Raw genomic sequence first — 23757 nt, forward strand, 5'->3', positions numbered from 1 at the left:
CGTCCACGCGCCGCTTGCGTTTTTGCGCTCTTGTGTTCGCCAACGCGCCGGCTCAGCGCTCGAGCACCCAGGTGTCCTTCGTGCCGCCGCCCTGCGAGGAATTGACCACGAGCGAGCCTTCGCGCAGCGCGACGCGCGTGAGCCCGCCCGGCACCATACGCACTTCCTTGCCCGAGAGCACGAACGGGCGCAGGTCGATGTGGCGCGGCGCAACGCCCGCTTCGACCCACGTCGGGCACGTGGAGAGCGACAGCGTAGGCTGCGCGATGTACTTGTCGGGGTTCGCGGCGAGCACCGCGCGGAATTCCTCGATCTCGGCGCGCGTGGCGGCCGGGCCGATCAGCATGCCGTAGCCGCCGGCGCCGTGCGTTTCCTTCACGACCAGTTCCGGCAGATGGTCGAGCACGTACTGCAGGTCGTCGGCCTTGCGGCACATCCACGTGGGCACGTTCTTGAGCAGCGGTTCCTCGCCCAGATAGAAGCGCACCATGTCGGGCACGTAGGGGTAGATCGACTTGTCGTCGGCCACGCCCGTGCCCACCGCATTGCAGAGCGTCACGTTGCCCTTGCGGTAGACGTTCATGAGGCCCGCCGCGCCGAGCGTCGAGTCGGAGCGGAAGACGTGCGGATCGAGAAAGTCGTCGTCCACACGCCGGTAGATCACGTCCACGCGCTGCGGGCCCTTTGTGGTGCGCATATAGAGGTGATCGTTCTCGACGAAGAGGTCCTGGCCTTCCACGAGTTCGACGCCCATTTGCTGCGCGAGAAACGCGTGCTCGAAGTACGCCGAGTTGTACATGCCCGGCGTGAGCAGCACGACCGTCGGGTTGTCGGTGCCGGAAGGGGCGGCGGCGCGCAGCGTGTCGAGCAGCAGGTCGGGGTAGTGCGCGACCGGCGCCACGCGGTTGCGCACGAACAGGTCGGGAAAGAGCCGCATCATCATCTTGCGGTTTTCCAGCATGTACGACACGCCGGAGGGCACGCGCAGGTTGTCCTCCAGCACATAGAACTCGCCCTCGCCGGCGCGCACGATATCGATGCCCGCGATATGCGCATAGATGTCGTGCGCGACATTCACGCCCTGCATCTCGGGGCGGTACTGCGCGTTGCGCAGGATCTGGTCGGCGGGCACGATGCCGCGCTTGACGATCTCCTGCTCGTGGTAGATGTCGTGGATGAAGCGGTTCAGCGCATTCACGCGCTGGCGCAAGCCGCGCTCGAGCGTGTTCCACTCCTGGCGCTGGAAGATGCGCGGGATCACGTCGAAGGGAATCGTGCGCTCGGTGCCCGCGCCCGTGACGTCCTTTTCACCGTAGACGGCGAACGTGATGCCCACGCGCCGGAAGATGGCGTCGGCTTCGGCGCGCTTCTTGAGCATTTGCTGCTCGCTCTGGCTGCGCATCCATGTGAAGAATTCGCGGTAATGGGCGCGCGGCTCGCCGGCCTGCGCGAACGCCGCGGCGGAGAGGCCGCGAACGTCGAATTCCCCGTACTCGAACATCTCGTTGAAGAATGTTTGCTTCATGTTCGTTTTTCCGTCCGCTGCTTTTCTGCGCTGTTGCTTCGCGCTTCTTCATACAGTTCGATAATCGGGCTGCATGGGGTCATGCAACTTCCATGCCGATGCCGGGCGGGGGCGTGTCGCGCCCGTTGTTGGTGCACGGTGACGATCAGAACTCCATATCGAGTTCGTCGATGTCCTCGGTTTCCGACTGGGCCGCCGCGATCCATTCAGCAACGTAAGGCTGCTTGAGTATGCGCATGCAGTAGTCGCCGATGTCGGGGTCGATCGGCACGTCATAGGTTAGCAGGCGTGTGACGACGGGCGCATACATCGCGTCCGCCGCGCCGATCTCGCCGAACAGCCAGGGCCCGCCATACTTTTGCAGACATTCGCGCCAGATCGTCACGATACGCCCGATATCGTCCTGCGCGCGCGACCAGACGCGAAAGTTCGGGAAGTGGCCGCGCAGGTTCATGGGCAGCGCCGAGCGCAATGCGCTGAAGCCCGAATGCATCTCCCCGCATACGGAGCGGCAGTGCGCGCGCGCCGTGCGGTCCGCGGGCAGCAATTGCGCTCGCGGCTGGATCTCGTTGAGGTATTCGCAGATCGCGAGCGTGTCCCAGACCGTGATGCCGTCGTGACGCAGGCAGGGCACGAGAATGGAGGGCGAAAGCAGCAGCAACTCGGCACGCGCGGCGGCGTCGTCGAGCGGCACGGTTACCGTTTCGAATTCGAGTCCAGCGAGTTTGGCCAGCAGCCAGCCGCGCATGGACCACGACGAATAGTTCCGGCTGCTGATCGTCAGGGTCGTATTCGTCTGATTCATGGGTGCTCCAGAACGGTAAGGAAACGGTGGGCAGGTGCGGGAAGGAAGCCGCATGCACCGAATGCGCGCATCGCTTCAGCATGCACCTTTCGCGCCAGGCGGCCGCACTACATTGCGGCATGCAGGACGGCGCAGCCGGCGCGCTGTGCGAGGCGTTCGCGCCCCGCTGTCGCGGCGCGGCGCGCAGGCCGCGCCACGCCGAAAAGGTGCAAACACTGTGCCAATGAACGCTTCTGGCATATGTATTGCCTGCTTCACTTCGCGTTCAAGACAATTGAGACCCGTGCCCATGAACCTGCTTGCCTACCTGGCCTACCAGACGTTCGCGGACGCGACGAGGTTCGGGCGTGCCGCCGCGTCGTTTTCCCGTGCGGCGATCGCGGCCTGGCCCACGCTCGCATCCGGATTCGACGCGCGCTATCTCGATGCATGGTGGGAGCAGATCGAGCTTGCCGGGCTTTCGCACGCGCGGCCGCCGTTTGGAATCGATTTCGTGGAGGTCGATGGCGTGCGCACGCCGGTGACCGAAAGCGTCGTCAAGCGCACGCCGTTCGCCTCGCTGCTCCACTTTCGCAAGGACGTGGCCGTGCCGCAGCCGCGCGTGCTGCTCGTCGCTCCCATGTCGGGGCACTTCGCGACCCTGCTGCGCGGCACCGTGCGCACCATGCTGGCCGACCACGACGTCTATATCACCGACTGGCACAACCCGCGCGACGTGCCCTTGGCGGCGGGCCGCTTCGGCTTTGACGAATACGTCGAGCACGTCATGTCCTTCATTCGGCGCATCGGGCCCGATGCGCACCTGGTGGCGATCTGCCAGCCGACGGTCGCGGCGCTGGCGGCCGTCTCGTTGATGGCCGCCGACAACGATCCCGCGCAGCCCGCGAGCATGACGCTGATGGCGGGGCCGATCGATTGCCGGGTGAATCCCACCAAGGTCAACGAACTCGCCAACAGCAAGCCGATCACGTGGTTCGAGCGCAATCTCATCAGCGCGGTGCCAGGCGGCTTTCCCGGCGCGCAACGGCGCGTGTACCCGGGCTTCGTGCAACTCAGCGCGTTCATGTCGATGAATCTGGAGCGTCATCTCGCGTCATTCGAGGAGATGCGCCACGAACGGGCGAAGGGCGACCCCGCGAGAGCCGATGCGCTCAACGTGTTCTATCGCGAGTACTTCGCCACCTCCGATCTCACCGCGGAGTTTTATCTGGAAACGGTCAGCTCGGTGTTTCAGGAGTACCAACTGCCGCTCGGCAAGCTCAAGGTGGGCGAGCGCCTTGTCGAGCCGCACGCGATCCGCCGTACGGCGCTGCTCACGATCGAAGGCGAGAAGGACGATATCTGCGCGGTGGGGCAGACCGTGGCCGCCCACGATCTGTGCCGGGGGCTGCGCCCCTATATGAAGACGCATCATGTGCAGACGGGCGTGGGCCACTACGGCGTATTCAATGGCCGCCGCTGGGACACGCAGATTTATCCGCTCGTGCGCTCGACCATTCACGACCACGAGCCGCGCGCGCGACGCATTGCGGCGCCGGAGGCGGTAGGCGGCGATCAGGTGACCCTGCGCGCGCTGCTCGACGCCGACGCACATGCGGCATCGGCGATCAGCCGCGCGGCCGAAACGCAGCCCAAATAGGACGGACGGCGCGCCTTAGGTCGCGTTACTTCACGTTACGTCGCGGCGCTCGTTTGCCATGGCGTCGGCGCCGGCACGGCGCACGGCGCTTCCACATCGATCGACTTGAAGTCGGCGGGGCTCACGATTTCGAGGTACTCCATGTCGGGCGAGTAATCGAAGAGGTAATGCGCGATGCCCGGCGCCTGATGCACGCAGTCCCCCGCTTCGACGAGGGTTTCCTTGTCGCCGTACATGAAGCGCGCCCAGCCCTTGAGCATGATGACAATGTGAAATTCTGCCTCATGCCGGTGCCAGCCCGTGCCCAATTCCGGCGCAAGATTTGCCCTGACGAGTTGCGCGACCACCTTGCCGTGCGTCGCATCGGCGATTCCCAGGTCTCGATAGACGAAGAAGTCGCGCAGCCCTCCGCCCGTAAATGACGTGTCCTGCGGCTTGACGTGCGAAAAGTCCGTGGCGAGTGCGGTTTGCATGACAGGTCTCCCGAGCGCGAAGGTTGAAGGGGCAACGGGTTCGACAAGCACGACGCGTTCCAGCGTGAGGCCATGAACATTCGGGTTCTTCTATGACGCCGTGGCCGGTTATATCGATTCTGTTATTCATCACATAATGAATCGAAATTTCGGCCTTAATTTTGACTGACCAATATTTTCGCTAACGTGACGTTATCCGGCGGACAACTGTCGAATAGCGTCGCATCCTTCCCAATCCTGTTTCGGAGACCTCATGGCAACAAAATTCGCTTGCGCGGCGGTGCGCTCACTGCGCTTCGCGGCGACGGTCGTCGCCACGCTCGGCGCCTGTGCCGCGCTAAGCCCCGCGGCTACCGCCGCGGCCCCGATCGGCGTTGCGTTCGTCTATCTCGGCAACCCCGGCGACGCAGGCTGGACCTATGCGCACGAGCAGGGCGTGAAGGCGATCGAAGCGAAGTTCGGCGACAAGATCAAGGTCACGCGCGTGGAGAACGTGCCCGAATCGGCCGACTCCGAGCGCGTGTTTCGCGATCTCGCAAGCAAGGGCAACAAGATCATCGTCGGCTCGAGTTTTGGTTTTCAGGACTTCGAACTGAAGACCGCAAAGGATTACCCGGACGTGGTATTCGAGCACGCAACGGGCTACAAGAAGGCCGCGAACTTCGCGACCTATGACGTGCGCACGTACCAGAGCGCGTATCTTGCCGGGCTCGTCGGCGGCTATACGACGAAGACGAATACGCTCGGCTTCGTCGCCTCGGTGCCGGTGCCGGAAGTGGTGCGCAACATCAACGCCTTCACGATGGGCGCGCGCTCGGTCAATCCGAATGCGAAGGTCAAGGTCATCTGGATCAATAGCTGGTTCGATCCGGGCAAGGAGAAGCAGGCGGCCGAAACGCTGATCGGCCAGGGCGCGGACGTGCTGATTCAGAACACCGATTCGACGGCGACGATGCAGACGGCCGAGCAGAAGAAGGTGCACGCGTTCGGTTGGGACTCCGATATGAAGAAGTTCGGCCCGAATGCTCAATTGGGCGCATGCGTGAGCTACTGGGGCGTGTATTACTCTCACCTGGTCGAACAGGTGCAGGCGGGAACGTGGACCAATGCGCCAACGTGGTGGGGCCTCAAGGAAAAAGCCATCGACCTTGCCGACATCAATACGGCAACCGTTTCGCCTGCCGCGCAAAAGGCGCTCGCGCAAAAACGCGACGATATCATTGCCGGCAAGTTCGATCCGTTCGCGGGACCGATCAAGGATCAGAGCGGCGCGATCAAGGTGGCCGCCGGCACGTCGCTGCCCGATGCCGAGTTGCAGCGGCTAAACTGGTTCGTGCAAGGCGTAGACGGCGCATTGCCGAAGTAACACCGCCGACGTAACGCCACCGACGTAACACGACAACAAGGAGGAGACATAGTTTGAGCCTGACCCATTTGCCGCAACAAAGCGCGTCGGCGTTTCCCGAACAAGGGCTCGCGCCGACGCGCGAACAGATCGTGCGCCATTTGCGTCACGCGAGCCTTGTCGCGGAGCGTGCGACGCTCCTGGGTCACCACCCGTTTGGCGCCATTCTCGTCGGACCCGATCAAGAGTCGGTGCTCATCGAACAGGGCAATGTCGATACCGTCAATCATGCGGAGGCGGTGCTCGCGCGTACCGCTGCGCTGAACTTTACGCCGCAATACTTGTGGAGTTGCACGCTGTATACGACGGTTGAGCCGTGTTGCATGTGCGCGGGCACGGCCTATTGGGCGAACATTGGGCGCGTGGTGTTCGGCATGACGGAAGAGCGGCTGCTGCAATGCACGGGCGACCATGCGGAGAATCCGACGATGAGTGTGTCGTCGCGCTATGTGTTCGACCATTGCCAGAAGCGCGTAGAGCTGATCGGGCCGGTGCCCGAGGTCGAGGAAGAAGTGATGGACGTGCAGCGCAGGTTTTGGGGGCGTCGTTGAGCGGCGTCGCGGGGGCGTAATTGGGCGTAATCACGCGCAATTGCGCTTTAAGTCATCTGACCTATGCTTAACGCACCGGCTTCGTTTGAACAGGAGGAAAGCAAATGAAAGCTCGACGCGTGTTTGCAGCCCTGCTGGCTGTATCGCTTGTCCTCGCGCTTCCGGCAACCGCGAGTTACGCATGCGACGGTAGTGGTTATAACCAGCCAAACGGCCCGGGAAAATGAAGCGGTCATATAACTAGCCGCTGGCCGGGAAAACCGCCACCAAAAAACTTTTCTGCACCGCCGCATCGGGTATGCTCATCCCCATCCGTCTCATTGCATTGACGAGAAACAGGGGAGCGAAGACATGCGGCGTGTGGTATTCAATCAGAAGGGTGGCGTAGGCAAGTCAACGATTGTTTGTAATCTCGCCGCAATCAGCGCGAATGAGGGTCAGCGTACGCTCGTGATCGACCTCGACGCGCAGGCAAATTCGAGCCAGTACCTGCTCGGGGCCGCTTCCGCCGATGCGAAGCCCAACGTCGCCGACTTCTTCGAAACCGCGCTGACTTTCAGCTTCAGGCCCATCGACGTCACGTCGTTCATTCATTCGACACCGTTCGAGAATCTGGACGTGATGCCCGCGCATGCGGACCTCGACACGCTGCACGGGAAGCTCGAGTCGCGCTACAAAATCTACAAGTTGCGCGACGCGCTCAAAGAACTCGACATGTACGATGCGATTTACATCGACACGCCGCCTGCGCTGAACTTCTACACGCGCTCCGCGCTAATCGCGGTCGAGCGCTGCCTCATTCCATTCGACTGCGACGACTTCTCGCGCCGCGCGCTCTACACGCTGCTCGAGAACGTGAAGGAGATTCAGCAGGATCACAATGCCGCGCTCACGGTCGAAGGCATCGTCATCAACCAGTTCCAGCCGCGCGCGAGCCTGCCGCAGAAGCTCGTCGACGAACTCGTCGATGAAGGGTTGCCGGTGCTGTCGTCGCGGCTGTCGTCGTCGGTGAAGATTCGTGAATCGCATCAGCAGGCCAAGCCTGTCGTGCACCTCGACCCGGCGCACAAACTCACACGCGAGTTTGTCGCGCTACACCAGGAATTGAGCGGAGCCTGAAGAGCAAGAGCGGACATCACCGGTTTACGCCCCCGGCGGAGTGTGCAAGTATCCCTCGCAGCGAGTAGCACCGATACTCTTGCTCTCTTGCGAGGTGCACAATGGACTGGAGGTTCTGGAAGACCGAGAAGCGCCAGGAAGAAGAGGCGCGCAACTGGCCGACCGATACGCATGAATCCATACGCCAACTCCTGGGCATGTACCAGGGCGTTGGCACGCCGCCGTTCGCGAACTGGGCCGCGCCCGGCATCGCGTTCACCCCCGAAGTCGAAACGACCGCCCAAAATGGGGTCAAGGGCTATCAGCTTGCCCTGTGGTTCTGGCTGTTTGCCGAGAAGCACGGCACCATCGCGGCGCGAATGGCGCGCGAAACGTTTTGCCTGCTAGCCGATGCCGCGCAGCCGTCGTCGGGAGACGCGATCGATGCACTGCTCGACCAGGAAAATCGCCTGGCGCGTGCTGTCGAAGCGATTTCCGCCGAACAGCGCGCGTTCGCGGTGGAAGGCATGCGTGTTGAACTGCCGATGGAATTCTTTCTCGCCACCGGCACCCTGAGGCTTCGGCCCGAGTCGCCTTATGCGGGGGAGGCGGGCGCTTCCCTGCAAGGCAACGACTACAAGCTGGCGGACTGCTTTCGCCACGCCACTGACGAAGCGCTCGCCGTTTTCCGGCCGATGATCGAGGCCGTCGAATTCGACGCGAAGTCGCTGCCCAACTGGAAATGGAGCGCCCGGCCCGGCGCGGCGGAGCGCCACTTGCAGCGGCGCTACAGCAATCCGCTTTTCCCTCTGCACCGGCAGATGGTGACGGCCCACGACGTGCATGAAGCGCGGCTCGCCGACAATCAGGCGCTGCAGGACATTCGCAACGAACTCAATGAAGTGAGGCGCGCATTCTTCGAAAAGCCGGAGCTGCCGCTGAACTGGCTGGCCTACCTCGAAAGCTATCGGGACGAAGTCGACCGGCTCGATGAACGCCGCCTCGTAGCGGGCGGGCAAAACGCTGCGCTCGGCGAAGCGATCGCGGCGCTACGTGCTGACGTGCTTGCGCCGTGGCGCGCCGAGATCCAGAAGAGCCGCCCCAGCCTCGCCGCGCTCGAGCAGGACGAAGCGCGCAGGGCCGAACGGCGCGCGCTGCTGTACGGGTGCGACTGGACGGCGCAACTGCTGAGTCACGGCTCGCTGATCCCGCCGGAGGAAGTCGTGCCCGCACTGCTGAGCGAATCGCCGCCTGAGCTGGAGCGGGCGGTGACGGGGCTGCAGTCCGAGCCGCGTTTGCATGAGACGCTGGCGCACTGCCGGGCCGTTGGGCATCGGATCGTCAATGAGCTTCGCGCCGCGGGTCACAGCTTTCCCGATATGACCGACAAGCTTCGTATTCTGGACGGCTCATTCGACGGCCCGCTGAACCGTCCCCAGGACGGACCGCACGACAGCGCAACGGGGCAGGTGCCCGCGTGAAGAGGCGGGCATCCGGCTGATTCGCTAACGTCAGGTCTTCAGCCGGTAGCCCGTTTTGAAGATCCACGCCGTAATCACGAGGAACAGCGCGAGAAAGGCGGCTGTCATGCCGAGACTCACGCCGACGTCGACGTCCGCGAGCCCGTAGAAGCTCCAGCGAAAACCGCTGATGAGATAGACGATCGGGTTGAACAGCGTGATCACCTTCCATGCGGTGGGCAGCATGTCGACCGAGTAGAACGCGCCGCCAAGGAAGGTGAGCGGCGTGATGACCAGCAGCGGCACGATCTGCAACTTCTCGAAGTTGTCCGCCCAGATGCCGATGATGAAGCCGAGCAGGCTGAACGTGACCGCCGTTAGCAGCAGGAACAGCACCATCCACACGGGATGCTGGATCTGGATTGGCACGAACAGCGCCGCGGTCGCGAGGATGATGAGCCCGAGCACGACCGACTTGGTCGCCGCCGCGCCGACATAGCTGATCACGATTTCGAGGTAGGACACGGGCGCCGAGAGCAGTTCGTAAATCGTGCCCGTGAAGCGCGGGAAGTAGATGCCGAACGACGCGTTCGAAATGCTCTGCGACAAGAGCGACAACATGATGAGGCCCGGCACGATGAACGCGCCGTAGCTCACACCGTTGACTTCCTTGATGCGCGAGCCGATCGCGGAGCCGAATACGATGAAGTAGAGCGAGGTGGAAATCACCGGCGCAACGATGCTTTGCATCAGCGTGCGCCGGGTGCGCGCCATTTCGAAGCGGTAGATGGCGCGAATTGCGTAATGGTTCATCGCGAGGTTACCTGTCCTTTTACCTGTGCTTTGCCATCTTCCTCGACCGCAGGCGCGGCGAATGGCGCAGCGGCCGCCGGGTCCTGATGGACGAGACTCACGAAGATGTCCTCCAGCGAACTCTGGCTCGTTTTCAGGTCCGTGAAGCCAATGCCGGCATCGCTCAGGTCTTTCAGCAGCGCAATGATGTCGTTGCGCTCGTTTTCGCTGTCGTAGGTGTAGATGAGTTCGGCGCCGCTGCCGGCCAGTTCCAGCCCCCAGGCGGCGAGCCCTTCCGGAATGGCGCGCAACGGGGCTTCGAGCTGCAACGTCAGTTGCTTGCGGCCCAGCTTGCGCATGAGTACGTCCTTGTGCTCGACGAGCATGATCTTGCCTGCGTTGATCACGCCGATCCGGTCGGCCATCTCTTCGGCCTCGTCGATGTAGTGGGTCGTGAGAATGATCGTCACGCCGTTCGCCTTGAGCCCGCGCACGAGTTCCCACATGTCGCGGCGCAATTCGACGTCCACACCCGCAGTCGGTTCGTCCAGAAACAGGACCTGCGGCTCGTGCGCGAGCGCCTTCGCGATCAGCACGCGGCGCTTCATGCCGCCCGAGAGCGTCATGATCTTGTTGTTGCGCTTCTCCCACAGCGACAGGTCGCGCAGCACGCGTTCGACATACGCGGGGTTGGCTGGCTTGCCGAACAGGCCGCGGCTGAACGACACCGTGGCCCAGACCGTTTCGAATGCGTCGGTGGTGAGCTCCTGCGGCACGAGGCCGATCAGCGAGCGCGCGGCGCGGTAGTCGGCGAGGATATCGTGACCGGCCACGCGCACGCTGCCTTCGCTCGCGTTGACGATGCCGCAGATGATGCTGATGAGCGTCGTCTTGCCCGCGCCATTCGGCCCCAACAGCGCGAAGATTTCGCCGCGCTGGATGTCGAGGTTGATGTTCGTGAGCGCGTGGAGCCCCGATGCATAGACTTTCGAGAGATTCTCGATGGAGAGGATCGTTTGCATGTGCGTGACATTACCAGAAGCGGGTAAAACACACCGCGCGGACCACGCGGGACCGCTCCAGGGAAAACCCTCGCATCTCATTCCCATTCGCTGGGAATCGTATTTTTGATTTCTGGGAGTGACGTGGCATGCTGACTGCATCCATTCAGCCTTCGTCCTCCAGGTGAAACACGAACCCGGTGTTACTGGCGCAGAGCGCCTGCTACTGGTGCTTTCGGCACTCGCGAGCCGCGGCAAGGCAATGTCCGCGAAGGACATGCTCGCGGCAACGGGTCTCGCGCAGAGCACACTCTACCGCCAGGTCGCGGTGCTCAAGCGCTGGGGCTTCGTGACCGAAGACGCCGGCTATTACGCGCCGGGCCCCATCAGTCTGCAGCTTGCGCTCGGCTTCGACGTCAATTCGCTGCTCGTCGAATCGAGCCGCGAAGGCATGCTGCAACTCGCGCGGACCTCGCAGGAGAGCGTCGGACTCGTCGTTGCCGTGAACGACCAGGTGGTCTGCCTCGAAATGGTCGAGAGCACGCATTCGCTGCGCTGCTCATTCGAGAAGGGGCGCGCGGTTGCACTCAAGGCCGGCGCGTCGGCCAAGTCATTGCTCGCGTTCATGCAAGAAAAAGCGCGCGGCGAGGCGCTCGATCGCCTCTTCGCCGGCGACGCAGCGGGCCGCGCCGCGATCGAAGCGGAACTGGCGCAGATTCGCGCACGCGGCTACGCGGTGAGCGAAAGCGAAGTCGACCCCGGCGTATGGGGCGTGAGCGCGCCGGTGTTCCGGCGCGTTGCGCGCGGCGCGCTCGCCAACGCGTCGATCACCTTGATGGCGCCGTCCTCGCGCGTGGCGGGCCGCGAGCTTCAACTCGCCGACTGGACCTTGCGCACTGCGCACGCCATTTCCGCCCGCCTGCAAACCGAATGAATGCGAACGAATGCGAACGAATGCGATTGCATTTCGATAGACCGCAACGAAAGAAGTCAACAACCGTAGCGTCCCGATCAACCACACACCGGAGTCCAACCATGAAACTGCACAAACTGCTGTCCGCCACGTGCGTCGCATTCGCGATGTTCGCCGCCGCCGCTCCCGGCACCGCGAGCGCGCAAGCGCAGAACGTTCTCCAGGTCGCGACCGACGCGACGTTCCCGCCGATGGAGTTCACGGAAAACGGCCAGCGCACCGGCTTCGACGTCGACCTCATGAATGCGCTCGCCAAGGCCATGGGCAAGCAGGTCCAGTGGACCGACATCGACTTCAAGGGGCTGATTCCGGGGCTCATCGCGCACCGCTTCGACGCCGCGATCTCCGGCATCTACATCACGCCTGAACGCAGCCAGGTGGTGGACTTCACGCAGCCGTATTTCGCGGGCGGCCTCGTCGCGCTCGTGAAGGCCGACTCGCCGATCAAGACGCTCGCCGATCTCGAGGGCAAGAAGGTCTCCGTGCAGGTCGGCACGAAGTCGGTGAACTTCCTGCGCGACAATTACCCGAAGGTCACGCGCGTCGAGGTCGAGAAGAACCAGGAAATGTTCGACCTCGTCGGCATTGGCCGCGCCGACGCCGCCGTTACCGGCAAGCCCGCTGCGTATCAGTTCGCACGCACGCGCCCCGGATTTCGCGTGCTCGACACGGAGCTGACGAAGGAGGCCTATGGCATTGCGGTGCGCAAGGACGAACCGCAATTGCGCGATTCGCTGAACGCAGCGCTTGCGAAGATCAAGGCGGACGGCACCTACGCCCAGATCGTGAACAAGTGGTTCGGCGCCGGTTCGAAGTAATGCGGCGGATCTGATCCATGCAACTCGACTTCTCTCCGGCCATAGCCGGTTGGGCCGACATCGCACACGGCGCGCTGGTCACGGTGGAGGTGACCGCCGCGGCGCTCGTGCTCAGCTGCCTGCTCGGCCTTTTGATCGGCATCGGCCGGCTCGCGCCGCAACGGCGGCTCATTTACGGCTTCTGCACCGGCTACCTTGTCTTCTTTCGCGGCACGCCGCTGCTCGTGCAGTTGTTCCTGCTGTTCTTCGGGCTGCCGCAGTTCAACATTCTGCTGCCGGCGTTCGTTTGCGGCATGTTGGGGCTCGGGCTCTATTCGGCGGCTTATGTTTCGGAGATCGTGCGCGGCGCGATTCAGTCCGTCGATCGCGGGCAGATGGAAGCTGCGCGTTCGATCGGCATGTCGGCGGGGCAGGCCATGCGCGCGATCATTCTCCCGCAGGCCGTTGTTCGCATGATTCCGCCGCTTGGCAACGAATTCATCGCGCTCATCAAGAATTCCGCGCTGGTCTCGCTGCTGACGATCGACGACCTCATGCATGAAGGCCAGAAGATCATCAGCGTTTCGTATCGCTCGCTGGAGGTGTACCTCGTGGTCGCGCTCGTCTACCTCGTGCTCACGCAGACGACCAACTATGCGCTGCATCGCGTCGAGCGCCGCTTGCGCGCAGGAGGGATGGTGCAATGAGCACGCAACCGGATCCGATCGTCAGCATTCGCGGACTCAAGAAGTCGTTTGGCTCGCACCTCGTGCTCAACGGCATCGACTTCGATATTCAGCCGCAACAAGTGGTCGTGGTGATCGGCCCGAGCGGTTCGGGCAAGAGCACGTTCCTGCGCTGTTGCAACGGCCTCGAGCAGCCCGAGGGCGGCACGGTCGATATCTGCGGTCATCGCCTCGTGGAAAACGGCGCGATGCTCAAGGACCGCGCGCTCAACGCGCTGCGTACCGAAGTCGGCATGGTGTTCCAGTCGTTCAACCTGTTCCCGCACCTCTCGGTACTGCACAACATCACGGTTGGGCCGCGCATGTTGCGCGGCGCTTCGAAGGCGCAGGCCGAGTCCGCCGCGCTTGCCCTGCTCGAGAAAGTCGGGCTCGCGCACAAGGCGCATGTGATGCCGGCCAGCCTTTCGGGCGGACAGAAGCAGCGTGTCGCGATTGCGCGCGCGCTCGCCATGCAGCCGCGCGTGATGCTGTTCGACGAGCCGACTTCGGCGCTCGACCCGGAGCTGGTGGGCGAGGTGTTGCAGGTCATGAAGCTGCTGGCTTCCGAGGGCATGACCATGGTGGTCGTCACGCACGAAATGGGCTTCGCGAAGGAAGTGGCCGACGTCGTGGTGGTGATGGACGGCGGCGAGATCGTCGAGGCGGGGCCGCCTTCGACGATCTTCACCGCGCCGGCGCAGCCGCGCACGCGCAGCTTCCTGCAAGCGGTGCTTTCACGAGCATGAGCCGCTCGTCCGTAGCAACGGTGACGCTGCTGCGCGGCGTCGATCTTGCGCCCGCACCCTGGAAGAATGGCGGCGGGGTGACGCGCGAAATCGCGGCGGGTGGCGCGGCGCTCGCGCCGCCCGATGCGTTCGCCTGGCGCGTGAGTCTCGCGGATATCGCGCAGGCCGGGCCATTTTCGCGTTTCGATGGCGTCGACCGTACGCTCGTATTGTTCGAAGGCGCGGGCTTGCAGCTGGACGAAGTGCGCGCTGCCGCAGAGATGCCCCACGCAACGCACAGGCTGGAAAGCGCGCTGGACATCGCCCGCTTTGCCGGTGAATCCACGATCGATGCGCGGATTGCCGCAGGGCCCGTGCGCGTGTTCAACCTGATGGTGCGCCGTGGCGTCGCGCATGGCGCGCTCGAAGTGTGGCGAGAAGCAGGGCGGCGCACGGTATGTGCGCAGACCGTGTTGCTGCATGCCGTGCAACGCGAGGTTGCGGTGAGCGTGGCCGGAGAGGGTTTCATCGCGCTCGCGCCAGGCGACACGTTGCGCGTGGACGCCGGGCAGGCAATGAACCTCAAAGCGCGCGGCGAAGGCACGCTGCTGGCCGTCACACTCGATATTGCGCGAACCTGATTTCATGAGCACCGTTATTCCTCCGCTTTCCATCGTGAACGCGCTTTTCGCAGACCATGCATACCTGCCAGGCGGTTGGCGCCGCAACGTGCTGCTCGAATGGGACGCAACGGGCACGCTGCGCGGCGTGACGCCCGATCTCGCGCACGCGCCCCAGGGCGTCGTATGCGCGGCCGGTCCGCTCATCCCTGGCATGCCTAATCTTCATTCGCATGCGTTCCAGCGCGCGATGGCTGGCCTCACCGAATACCGCGCGAATCCCACCGACAGCTTCTGGAGCTGGCGCGACCTGATGTACCGTTTCGCTGCGCGCATCACGCCCGAGGATCTTGAGGCCGTTGCGAGCTGGCTTTACGTCGAAATGCTCAAAGCGGGCTATACGTCCGTGTGCGAGTTCCACTATGTGCATCACGCGCAGGACGGCCAGCATTATGCGAGTCCCGCCGAGCTGGCGCAGCGTGTGGTTAGGGCGGCAGAAGTCAGCGGCATCGGCATGACCATGCTGCCGGTGCTTTACCAGTACAGCGGCTTCGGCCAGCTACCGCCGCGCGACGACCAGCGGCGCTTCATCAACACGCCCGACCAGTTGCTCGCCATCGTCGACTCGTTGCAACGCTTACGGCCGCAACACGGCGCGTTGCGCTATGGCGTCGCGCCGCATTCGCTGCGCGCGGTGTCGCAGGACGCGTTACGCGCGCTGCTGGAAGGACTCGATGCCGCGCTACCGAACGCGCCTGTGCATATCCATATTGCCGAGCAGACCGCCGAAGTGGACGCGTGCCTTGCAACCGAGGGCGCGCGGCCCGTTCAATGGCTGCTCGATCGCTTCGACGTGAACGCGCGGTGGTGTCTCGTGCACGCGACGCACATCGACACGAACGAGACGCAGGCGCTCGCAAGGAGCGGCGCGGTGGCGGGCTTGTGCCTCACGACGGAGGCGAATCTCGGCGACGGCTTTTTCCCGGCCCATGACTACCTCGCGGCGCAGGGCACGTTCGGCATCGGCTCCGATAGCCATATCGGCGTGGACTGGCGCGCCGAGTTGCGCCTGCTCGAATACGGGCAGCGGCTCACGCGGCGCGAACGCAATGTGCTCGCATCGCACGAGACGGCGCAGGTGGCCGACCGTCTGTTCGACGCGGCGCTCGCTGGCGGCGCGCGCGCAACCGGACGCGCGGTGGGCGCGTTGCAGGAGGGCGCCCGCGCCGACTGGCTCGTGCTCGACGCGCAGCACCCGAACCTCGCGCAGCAAACGCCACAAAGCTGGCTTTCCTCCGTGGTGTTCTGCGAGCACGGCGAAACGCCGGTGCGCGACGTGTACGTGGGCGGCGAGCCAGTCGTCGCGCACCGGCGCCACCGCGACGAAACGCGCCTGTACGCCGGCTATCGCAAGGCGCTGAACCATCTCCTCGCCAGCGCTTGAGTGCGTGGCCAACCGAACGGAGCCCACATGACCGACCTCTATTTGCTCGAACGCGGCACGGCGCCGCTGCTGATTTCGATTCCCCACCTCGGCACGCAGATACCCGAGCCGCTGCGCGACGCCTATACGGACATTGCGCTCACGGTTGCCGATACCGACTGGCATCTCGACCGGCTCTATGCGTTTGCGCAGTCATTGGGCGCGACGATATTGGGTGCGCGCGTGTCGCGCTATGTGATCGATCTGAACCGGCCGCCCAATGACGAAAGCCTGTATCCGGGGCAGACGACGACTTCGCTGTGCCCGACCGAAACGTTTCGCGGCGCGGCGCTCTATCGCGAGGGCCGTGCGCCCGATGCGCAAGAACGGCAACGCCGCGTCGCCGCCTACTGGCAGCCGTATCACGACGCGCTGCGCGCCGAGTTGCAGCGCTTGCGCACGCAACACGCCAACGTGCTGCTGTGGGAAGCGCACTCGATTGCGAGCGTGCTGCCGCGGCTATTCGATGGCAAGCTGCCTGATCTGAACATCGGCACGCAGGACGGCCGCACGGCGGCGCCGGCGGTCCAGGCGGCAGTCGAGCGCGCGGCTTCGGCAAGCGGCTTCACATGGATCGCGAACGGCCGTTTCAAGGGCGGCTACAACACGCGCCACTACGGCGCGCCGCAAGACGGCGTGCATGCCGTGCAGCTCGAAATGTGCCAGTCGACGTATATGAGCGAGGCAGCGCCGTTCGACTACGCGCCGTCGCTCGCGCAGAAAATCGAGCCGGCGGTGAGCGCGATGGTGGGCGGCGCGCTCGAGGCCGTGAAGGCGATGAACGCCTCGGCGGGCTGATAGCGCGGCGCTTCGGCTATTCGGGTTTGCCCCGTCCTGGATGCCGCTTGAGCGCGGGAAAGTACTCAGTTGCGCGGGCTACGATGGCGCTGCCGATCGTAGTATTCTCTAGCGACGCGGCCTCGGGGGGGCGCTGATGTGCCATCGCGAAGCAGTCCAGACATCCAGATAAAGAGGAGAGGTTGAATGAAGTTGAAGAAGCTCCTGTTCACAAGCGCGCTTGCGGTATCGGCACTGGGATTCACCGCCATTTCCGCCCATGCGGAGGATCTGCTCGATTCCGTCAAACAGGCCGGGGTGCTGAAAATCGGTCTGGAGGGCACCTATCCCCCGTTCGATTCCCGTGACAGCAGCGGCCAGCTCGTCGGCTTCGATGTGGACGTCGCGAAGGCGGTGGCGGCCAAGCTCGGGGTCAAGCCCGAGTTCATTCCCACCGAATGGAGCGGCATTATCGCGGCGCTGCAGGCCGGCAAGTTCGACGTGATCGTCAATCAGGTGACCATCACGCCGCAACGCCAGCAGGCGCTCGACTTCAGCCAGCCGTACACGTATTCGGCGGCCCAGCTGATCCAGCGCGCCGACGACAAGCGCGAATTCAAGACACTCGCCGAATTCAAGGGCGACAAGAAGCTCGGCGTGACGCTCGGCACCAACTATGACCAGATGGCGCGCGCCGTGCCGGGCATCAACGTGCAGACGTATCCCGGCGCGCCGGAGAAGCTGCGCGACCTGGCCGCGAAGCGCATCGACGCAACGATGGACGACCGCCTGATGCTGCCGTACATCATCAAGACGTCGAACCTGCCGCTGCGTCCGGGCGCCGTGTTGCCGGGCGCCGATCAGGAAATGGCCATTCCGTTCCGCAAGGGCAATCCGAAGTTCGAGAAGGCGATCAACGACGCGCTCACCTCGCTCAAGCAGGATGGCACGCTCAAGAAGATCTCCATGCAGTGGTTCGGCCAGGACGTGACGCAACCGCTCGCTCACTAACGCGACACCTTGCTTCACTCGCGCCGGCCGCATTCACGGCCGGCGCGATCGCTTCAACACTCCTTTTTAGCGCGCCGCCTGCGTCCTCGTGCGCATCTTCGCCACTTCTGCCGCGCCCACCGCACCCGCCTTGTTGTTCCACCCCGCGCGCACGAACGTGAGCACGTCGGCAATCTGCTTGTCGCTTAGGACATCTGCATAAGCGGGCATGGGGTACGGCGCGGGCATGCCCTGAATCACGAGATCGCCGGTGCCGTTGAGCGTGACGTTGATGAGCGACGACGCGTCCTTCTCCAGCACGTTGGGATTGCCCGCGAGCGGCGCGAACATCGGCGCGAAGCCGCGCCCGTCGGCGCCGTGGCAATGCATGCAATACGCCGTGTAGACGCGCGCGCCCGCATCGTTGGCCGGGCGCGAGAGCGATACCTTCGTCGCCTGCGGGTCATACGCATACGCCGGTCCACCATCGCCGCCCTTCGCCGGCAGCGACTTCAGGTAGACGGCGATCGCGTTCACGTCCGCGTCGTTCATGGCCTGGGTGCTCTTGTTGACCACGTCGGTCATCGCGCCGAACGCCGAGGCGTGCTGGTTCGCACCCGTCTTCAGGAACTGCGCGAGGTCCGCTTCGCTCCAGCGCCCGAGGCCCGTGTTGTGCTCTCCCGTCAGGTTCGAGGCGAACCAGCCGTCGAGTGCGGCGCCCGTGAGCCAGGCGTCGCCGCTTTCGTCGAGCGCCTTCTCGTTGAAGCCGACGCCGCGCGGCGTGTGGCACGAGCCGCAGTGGCCGAGGCCCTGCACGAGGTACGCGCCGCGGTTCCATGCCGCGTCTTTGCCCGCTTTGTCCTGGTACGCGCCTTTCTCGAGAAAGACGGCGTTCCAGAGCTTGAGCGGCCAGCGCATGTTCATCGGCCATTTGATGTCGGCGTCGCGGTTGCTCTGCCTGACCGGTTGCACGCCCTGCATGAAGTACGCGTAGAGCGCGGCGACGTCTTCGTCGCGCACCTTCGCGTACGAGGGATAGGGCATTGCCGGATAGAGGTTGTGGCCGTCTTTTGCCACACCCTCGCGCATGGCGCGCGCAAAGTCCGCCTGCGTGTAGTTGCCGATGCCGGTGTCGGGGTCGGGCGTGATGTTGGTCGTGTAGATGCGTCCGAGCGGCGTGTTCATCGGCAGGCCGCCTGCAAACGGCTTGCCGTGCGGCGCCGTGTGGCACGCCGCGCAGTCGCCCACGGTGGCGAGATACGCGCCGCGCTGGATTGTGGCGGCGTCCGCTGCGGCCGCTGCAAAAGCGGGGCGCGCACCGGCACACGCGAAGGCCGCGAGGGCGAGCGCGAGTTTTGCACCGCGGCCGGCGGCGCGGCGCAGGCCGCGGGCTCGTTGGGATGCCTTGATCGTTTTCGTCATGGTTCGCTCCCTCACGCCGACTGTGCGGATGCGCCCGCGTTCGCGAGCTGGCGGCCCACGGGCAAATGCCGCAGACGCTTTCCGGTGGCCGCATAGATCGCATTCGCCACGGCCGGAATGACCGCCGCGGTACCGGGCTCGCCGATCCCGCCAGGCGCTTCGGCGCTCTTCACCATATGCACTTCGATCACCGGCATCTGGTCGATGCGCATGATCCGGTAGTCGGTGAAGTTGGTTTGCGTCACACGTCCGCGCTCGATCGTGATTTCCCCCCACAACGCGGCGGTGATGCCGAACGCAATGCCGCCCTGGATCTGCGCCTCGATAGTCTCGGGATTCACGACCATGCCGCAATCCACGGCGCACACCACGCGGTTCACGCGCACCTCGCCGTCGTCCACGGTGACGTCGGCGACCATGCTGAGGAAGCTGCCGAACGCGTGCATCACCGAAACGCCGCGCCCCTGGCCCTTCGGCATCGGCGGTCCCCAGTTGGCGGCGCGCGTGGCCACGTCGAGCACGCCCAGCGCGCGCGGCGACTTGCCGAGCAGATTGCGGCGATAGCTGACCGGATCGGTTTTCGCGGCCACGGCCAGCTCGTCGATGAAGCTCTCCACCACGAACGTGCCGCGCGTCGGTCCCACGCCGCGCCAGAACGCGGTAGGCACCGCATGCGGCTCCTGGCGCACGTATTCGATCAACTGGTTCGGCAGGTCATAGGGCAGGTCGGCGGCGACTTCCACGGCGTCGGGGTCCACGCCGTGCTGGAAGGCGGGTGGCGCAAAGCGCGCCATGATCGAAGACCCCGCAATGCGGTGTTGCCACGCCACGGGTTTGCCGTTCGCGTCGAGCGCGGCCGAGATGCGGTCGTAGTAGTACGGCCGGTACATGTCGTGCTGAATGTCCTCCTCGCGCGTGTAGAACACCTTCACCGGCACATTCAGCTGCTTGCCGATCTTGAGCGCCTGGGTGATCGCGTCGACTTCGAGCCGCCGCCCAAAGCCGCCGCCGAGCAGGTGGTTGTGCACCGTGATCTGCTCGGGCTTGAGACCGGTGACGGCCACGGCCGTATCCACGGCGCGCGTGGGCACCTGGGTGCCCACCCAGATGTCGCAGCCGTCGGGCTGCACGTGCACCGTGCAGTTGATCGGCTCCATCGTTGCGTGCGCAAGGAACGGCTGCTGATACACCGCGTCGATGCGCGTTTTCGCGTTGCCGAACCCCTGCTGCACGTCGCCGTCCTTGCGCGCAACGGCGCCCTCTCGTTGCGAGGCGCTCGCCAGATCGGCGACGATCTGCTGCATCGACACGCTCGCGCCCGCGCCTTCGTTCCACTGAACGACGAGCGCCGCCGCGCCGCGTTTCGCGGCCCACGTGTGCGCGCCGATCACGGCCACGGCGTTGTCGATCTTCACGATCTGCGTGACGCCGGGAACCTGCTTCGCGCGCGTGTCGTCGACCTGCGCGAGCGTGCCGCCGAACACGGGGCAGTTCACGATGGCGGCGTAGACCATGCCGGGCAGGCGCACGTCGAGGCCGAATTGCGCCGAGCCGTCCACCTTCTCCGGCGAGTCGAGGCGCCGGGTGGGCTTGCCGACCAGCGTGAAGTCTTTCGGGTCCTTGAGCGCCACCTTCTGCGGCACGCTCAGGTGCGCGGCCGCATCGACGAGCTGGCCATAGGCAATGCGCCGGCCGCTCGCGTCGTGCAGCACCTCGCCTGCCCTGGCATGGCAACTGGCGGGGTCGACCTGCCACTGCTGCGCCGCCGCCTGAATCAGAACGGTGCGCGCGGCGGCGCCCGCTTCGCGCATGGGCTGCCACGCAAAACGGATCGACGTGGAGCCGCCCGTGAGCTGGCCGCCGAGCAGCGGGTCGGTGAAGAGCTTCTCGTTGGGCGGCGCGTGGTCGACCGTGACGCTATCGAGCGGCACTTCGAGTTCTTCCGCGATCAGCATGGGAATCGACGTGTACACGCCTTGCCCCATTTCGACCTTCGGGATGATGAGCGTGACCTTGCCCGAGCGGTCGATCTGCACGAACGCATTGGGCTCGAACACGCCGTCTTGCGGCGCTTCGTTGCCGTCGCCGCCGATGATCGACTTGCGCGTCTGGCTGTCGCCTTGGGCGCCTGCGGAAAAGCTGATGCCGAGCAGCAGCCCGCCGCCTGCTGCCGCACCGAGCTTGAGGAACGTGCGGCGCGAGAGTTGACCGCCGCCGTCGTGTTGCGGCTTGCGTCGCGGCGCGCCGTTCTGCGCATCGAGGAGACCCTGTGACATGTCAGGCCTCCTTCGCGGCTTGCTTGATGGCGGCGCGAATTCGCGCATAGGTGCCACAGCGGCAAATGTTGCCCGCCATTGCAGCGTCGATATCCGCGTCGCTTGGGTTCGGATTCGCGGCAATGAGCGCTGCCGCCGACATGACCTGCCCCGATTGACAGTAGCCGCACTGCACGACGTCGATCTCGCGCCAGGCCTTCTGCACCTTCTGCCCCGCAGGCGTCGTGCCGATCGCCTCGATGGTCGTGATCTTGCGGCCCGCTACGGCCGCGACGGGCAGCACGCACGAGCGCGCCGCCTCACCGTCGAGATGCACCGTGCATGCGCCGCACTGCGCAATGCCGCAGCCGAACTTCGTGCCGGTGAGGCCGACGATGTCGCGCAGGACCCAGAGCAGCGGCATCTCGGGTGGCGCGTCGACTGTATGAGTTTCTCCGTTGATGATCAGCGTCGTCATGAAGCGGCTCTCCGGGAGTGGGGATTTGTCGATATTGATCGCGCAATCGAAGTGTCCGCGCGCCGGCTGTTCCGCTTTGCCCGCCTAATGGGGGGCAAAGCACAGGCACATGAGCACGGCCTTTCGACAACCGGTTGAGTGTAGCGCCGCCTTTAAATACGTGCAGAAAACGGTCCGTTATGGTGGCTTGCAAACGAAAGCTGTCCTGGCCCGGCAATCAAAGTTGTCCAGGGTGTGGCCTCGCGCAAATGCCATGAGCCGCGGTGCAACCGGGGGGCGGAACCGGCGCCGCGCACGAATTGATTTCTCCGCAACGATTGATTGCCCTTTGCTGAGTGCTTGTGCTGGAAGTGCCGTTTGCTGTCGACAGAACCAAGTAGCCTTTAAACGTGTGCTTCATGGCATGGCGTGGCTGTGAATTTTCTCGGGTTCGAAAATTCAATTTGGATTACTTATCGTATTCATCGCCGGCGGTTGCCTCTCTGTGCTGCCGCAATTCGATCGCGTGTGCGCTTGCGCACATTCGGGCGTAAATTTTCAGGAAAACTGAGATGCAGCTTTCTAATGTTCGGGCATAAGTCCAGCCCCTTCTGCAGGACCTCCAATGGCAACGTGTGTCGCGTAGCCGCCGACTTGATGGCCTTCGACAAATCCTTACGGAAACTTGTCATTCGTGTCGCGGGAACCGATGAATGTAGCGTCTTCCGGAAAACTACGATGACGGTCCATTCGTTTGCAATTGAGTATGACGCTCGACTACTGCGTTTCACGAAAAAACAGAATGGTCCCGTGAAAGCAGCACGAAATTGATCGGTGGCTCGATCGGGATGCGGTGCGTGAGAATAACTGAATAGTGAGGAAATCATGGCTCAACCTCGCGCTGTCAACGCGCAAACCATTGAACTCGTCAAAAAGGCTGAGGGGATTCCTGGTATTACGACTGGCGATATTTATCCTTACATGGATCCGATAGGCATCTGGACGATCGGATGGGGGCACGCCATTGGAGTCGATGGTCGTTTCCTGCGCGGCAATGCCGATCTCGACAAGGTCAAGGCACTCTATCCGGACGGAATCAGCGAGGCGCAGGCAGAAATTTTCCTGCAGGCCGACTTGATGCATGCCGGAAGCGGCGTACTCTCAGTCGTCACGGTTGCGCTCAATGACAACCAGTACGGCGCACTCACGAGTTTCACGCTCAATCTCGGCTTGGGCAATCTGCGTTCTTCGACGCTCCTCAAGCTATTGAACGCGAGAGACTTCGACGATGCGGCGAAGCAGTTCCCGCGCTGGAGTTTCGCCAACGGAAAACAGCTGCCGGGCTTGCTCAAGCGAAGAGAAGCAGAGCAAACACTCTTCCTGAACTGAGAAGGGGACAATCGTGAAGGCGATACACGGCCTGCTGGCCATGCTCTTTCTTGTGGCCGCATCTTTGGTGAATGCGGCGGACGCGCCGGGCGCAACGGACACATCGACAAAGCCGGCCACGTTGTACAGGCCAAGGCCGGTCGCCCTGGGTGACATTGTCGCCGTGACGCTCAAGAAGCAGCCGTGTCAGTCACTTGCGGTCGTCCAGAAGTACAGGCTTCTCGTGAATGGCGCGTATACCGGCATCGCCGCGCAAGGATGCCAGAACGTGGCACTGCCGGACGGGAGCACGGCGGGACAGATACAGTTTCTCCTGCGAAAGGATTCGGACCCGCCCGCGCCTGAAACCGCCGCCGCGTGGCGTACGCTGATTGGCGAACCGTGGCAGGGGCAGG

Annotated in this window: 23 protein-coding genes; 15 read left to right on the forward strand and 8 right to left on the reverse strand. The window is 63.9% G+C overall.

Annotation, left to right across the window (positions count from 1 at the left end):
* Positions 1-52 precede the first annotated feature (52 nt).
* Both U5A57_RS04355 and U5A57_RS04360 read right to left on the reverse strand, forming a co-directional pair.
* Positions 53-1525: a circularly permuted type 2 ATP-grasp protein gene (locus tag U5A57_RS04355; protein ID WP_321908521.1), complete on the reverse strand. Its 1473-nt coding sequence runs from the start codon at positions 1523-1525 to the stop codon at positions 53-55.
* A gap of 145 nt (positions 1526-1670) precedes the next feature.
* Complete coding sequence (locus U5A57_RS04360) at positions 1671-2330, reverse strand: glutathione S-transferase family protein (protein WP_321908522.1); 660 nt, start codon at positions 2328-2330, stop codon at positions 1671-1673.
* Between the two features lie 289 nt (positions 2331-2619).
* On the opposite strand from U5A57_RS04360, the gene U5A57_RS04365 reads away from it, so the two are divergent.
* A complete protein-coding gene (locus tag U5A57_RS04365; protein WP_321908524.1) occupies positions 2620-3969 on the forward strand; it encodes a polyhydroxyalkanoate depolymerase in 1350 nt (449 codons plus the stop codon).
* A 35-nt stretch (positions 3970-4004) separates the two neighbouring features.
* On the opposite strand, the gene U5A57_RS04370 is transcribed toward U5A57_RS04365, so the two are convergent.
* A complete protein-coding gene (locus U5A57_RS04370; protein ID WP_321908526.1) occupies positions 4005-4442 on the reverse strand; it encodes a cupin domain-containing protein in 438 nt (145 codons plus the stop codon).
* Positions 4443-4695: 253 nt separating this feature from the next.
* Between U5A57_RS04370 and U5A57_RS04375 the strand changes: the two genes are divergently transcribed.
* From U5A57_RS04375 to U5A57_RS04390, 4 genes are all read left to right on the forward strand, one after another.
* A complete protein-coding gene (locus U5A57_RS04375) occupies positions 4696-5808 on the forward strand; it encodes a BMP family ABC transporter substrate-binding protein (protein ID WP_321908528.1) in 1113 nt (370 codons plus the stop codon).
* A 53-nt stretch (positions 5809-5861) separates the two neighbouring features.
* Positions 5862-6398: a nucleoside deaminase gene (locus U5A57_RS04380; protein ID WP_321908529.1), complete on the forward strand. Its 537-nt coding sequence runs from the start codon at positions 5862-5864 to the stop codon at positions 6396-6398.
* A 351-nt stretch (positions 6399-6749) separates the two neighbouring features.
* Positions 6750-7517 (forward strand): ParA family protein, encoded by a 768-nt coding sequence (locus U5A57_RS04385; protein ID WP_158761326.1) that lies wholly within the window; start codon positions 6750-6752, stop codon positions 7515-7517.
* 101 nt (positions 7518-7618) lie between these two features.
* Positions 7619-8977, forward strand: coding sequence for a tryptophan leader peptide (locus U5A57_RS04390; protein ID WP_321908531.1), 1359 nt, complete (start codon positions 7619-7621; stop codon positions 8975-8977).
* Between the two features lie 30 nt (positions 8978-9007).
* Here U5A57_RS04390 and U5A57_RS04395 read toward each other — a convergent pair whose 3' ends face one another.
* Both U5A57_RS04395 and U5A57_RS04400 read right to left on the reverse strand, forming a co-directional pair.
* On the reverse strand, positions 9008-9769 hold the full coding sequence (locus U5A57_RS04395) for an ABC transporter permease (protein WP_321908532.1): 762 nt from the start codon (positions 9767-9769) through the stop codon (positions 9008-9010).
* The gene (locus U5A57_RS04400) at positions 9766-10770 is read right to left on the reverse strand and encodes an ABC transporter ATP-binding protein (protein WP_321908533.1); all 1005 of its coding nucleotides are present in this window, start codon (positions 10768-10770) and stop codon (positions 9766-9768) included. Before U5A57_RS04400 ends, U5A57_RS04395 begins: the two co-directional genes overlap by 4 nt.
* Before the next feature lie 163 nt (positions 10771-10933).
* On the opposite strand from U5A57_RS04400, the gene U5A57_RS04405 reads away from it, so the two are divergent.
* The 8 genes from U5A57_RS04405 (at position 10934) to U5A57_RS04440 (ending at position 17860) form a co-directional block, all read left to right on the forward strand.
* Complete coding sequence (locus tag U5A57_RS04405; protein WP_321908535.1) at positions 10934-11683, forward strand: IclR family transcriptional regulator; 750 nt, start codon at positions 10934-10936, stop codon at positions 11681-11683.
* 101 nt (positions 11684-11784) lie between these two features.
* Positions 11785-12540 (forward strand): transporter substrate-binding domain-containing protein, encoded by a 756-nt coding sequence (locus U5A57_RS04410; protein ID WP_321908537.1) that lies wholly within the window; start codon positions 11785-11787, stop codon positions 12538-12540.
* Between the two features lie 17 nt (positions 12541-12557).
* Positions 12558-13226: an amino acid ABC transporter permease gene (locus tag U5A57_RS04415; RefSeq protein WP_321908538.1), complete on the forward strand. Its 669-nt coding sequence runs from the start codon at positions 12558-12560 to the stop codon at positions 13224-13226.
* Positions 13223-13990 carry an amino acid ABC transporter ATP-binding protein gene (locus tag U5A57_RS04420; protein WP_321908540.1) on the forward strand — a complete coding sequence of 256 codons (768 nt, stop codon included), beginning with the start codon at positions 13223-13225 and terminating at the stop codon, positions 13988-13990. Before U5A57_RS04415 ends, U5A57_RS04420 begins: the two co-directional genes overlap by 4 nt.
* Complete coding sequence (locus U5A57_RS04425; RefSeq protein WP_321908542.1) at positions 13987-14610, forward strand: HutD family protein; 624 nt, start codon at positions 13987-13989, stop codon at positions 14608-14610. The genes U5A57_RS04420 and U5A57_RS04425 overlap by 4 nt, the downstream gene beginning before the upstream one ends.
* 4 nt (positions 14611-14614) lie before the next feature.
* Complete coding sequence (locus tag U5A57_RS04430) at positions 14615-16033, forward strand: formimidoylglutamate deiminase (protein ID WP_321908543.1); 1419 nt, start codon at positions 14615-14617, stop codon at positions 16031-16033.
* A 27-nt stretch (positions 16034-16060) separates the two neighbouring features.
* Positions 16061-16870: an N-formylglutamate deformylase gene (hutG, locus tag U5A57_RS04435; protein WP_321908545.1), complete on the forward strand. Its 810-nt coding sequence runs from the start codon at positions 16061-16063 to the stop codon at positions 16868-16870.
* Positions 16871-17056: 186 nt separating this feature from the next.
* Complete coding sequence (locus U5A57_RS04440; RefSeq protein ID WP_321908547.1) at positions 17057-17860, forward strand: transporter substrate-binding domain-containing protein; 804 nt, start codon at positions 17057-17059, stop codon at positions 17858-17860.
* Between the two features lie 66 nt (positions 17861-17926).
* On the opposite strand, the gene U5A57_RS04445 is transcribed toward U5A57_RS04440, so the two are convergent.
* From U5A57_RS04445 to U5A57_RS04455, 3 genes are read right to left on the reverse strand one after another with little or no spacing between them, the layout of a single operon-like run.
* Positions 17927-19261, reverse strand: coding sequence for a cytochrome c (locus U5A57_RS04445; protein ID WP_321908549.1), 1335 nt, complete (start codon positions 19259-19261; stop codon positions 17927-17929).
* A gap of 11 nt (positions 19262-19272) precedes the next feature.
* The gene (locus U5A57_RS04450) at positions 19273-21537 is read right to left on the reverse strand and encodes a xanthine dehydrogenase family protein molybdopterin-binding subunit (protein ID WP_321908550.1); all 2265 of its coding nucleotides are present in this window, start codon (positions 21535-21537) and stop codon (positions 19273-19275) included.
* A 1-nt stretch (position 21538) separates the two neighbouring features.
* Entirely contained in the window at positions 21539-21994 is a 456-nt protein-coding gene (locus U5A57_RS04455; RefSeq protein WP_321908553.1) for a (2Fe-2S)-binding protein, read from the reverse strand.
* A gap of 864 nt (positions 21995-22858) precedes the next feature.
* On the opposite strand from U5A57_RS04455, the gene U5A57_RS04460 reads away from it, so the two are divergent.
* Together U5A57_RS04460 and U5A57_RS04465 are read left to right on the forward strand one after the other, a co-directional pair.
* Complete coding sequence (locus U5A57_RS04460) at positions 22859-23362, forward strand: lysozyme (RefSeq protein ID WP_321908555.1); 504 nt, start codon at positions 22859-22861, stop codon at positions 23360-23362.
* Positions 23363-23375: 13 nt separating this feature from the next.
* Positions 23376-23757: hypothetical protein (locus U5A57_RS04465; protein WP_321908556.1), on the forward strand; the 382-nt coding region annotated here is incomplete at its 3' end.

It is taken from the genome of Paraburkholderia sp. J11-2, assembly GCF_905220185.1.
Taxonomy (GTDB): domain Bacteria; phylum Pseudomonadota; class Gammaproteobacteria; order Burkholderiales; family Burkholderiaceae; genus Paraburkholderia.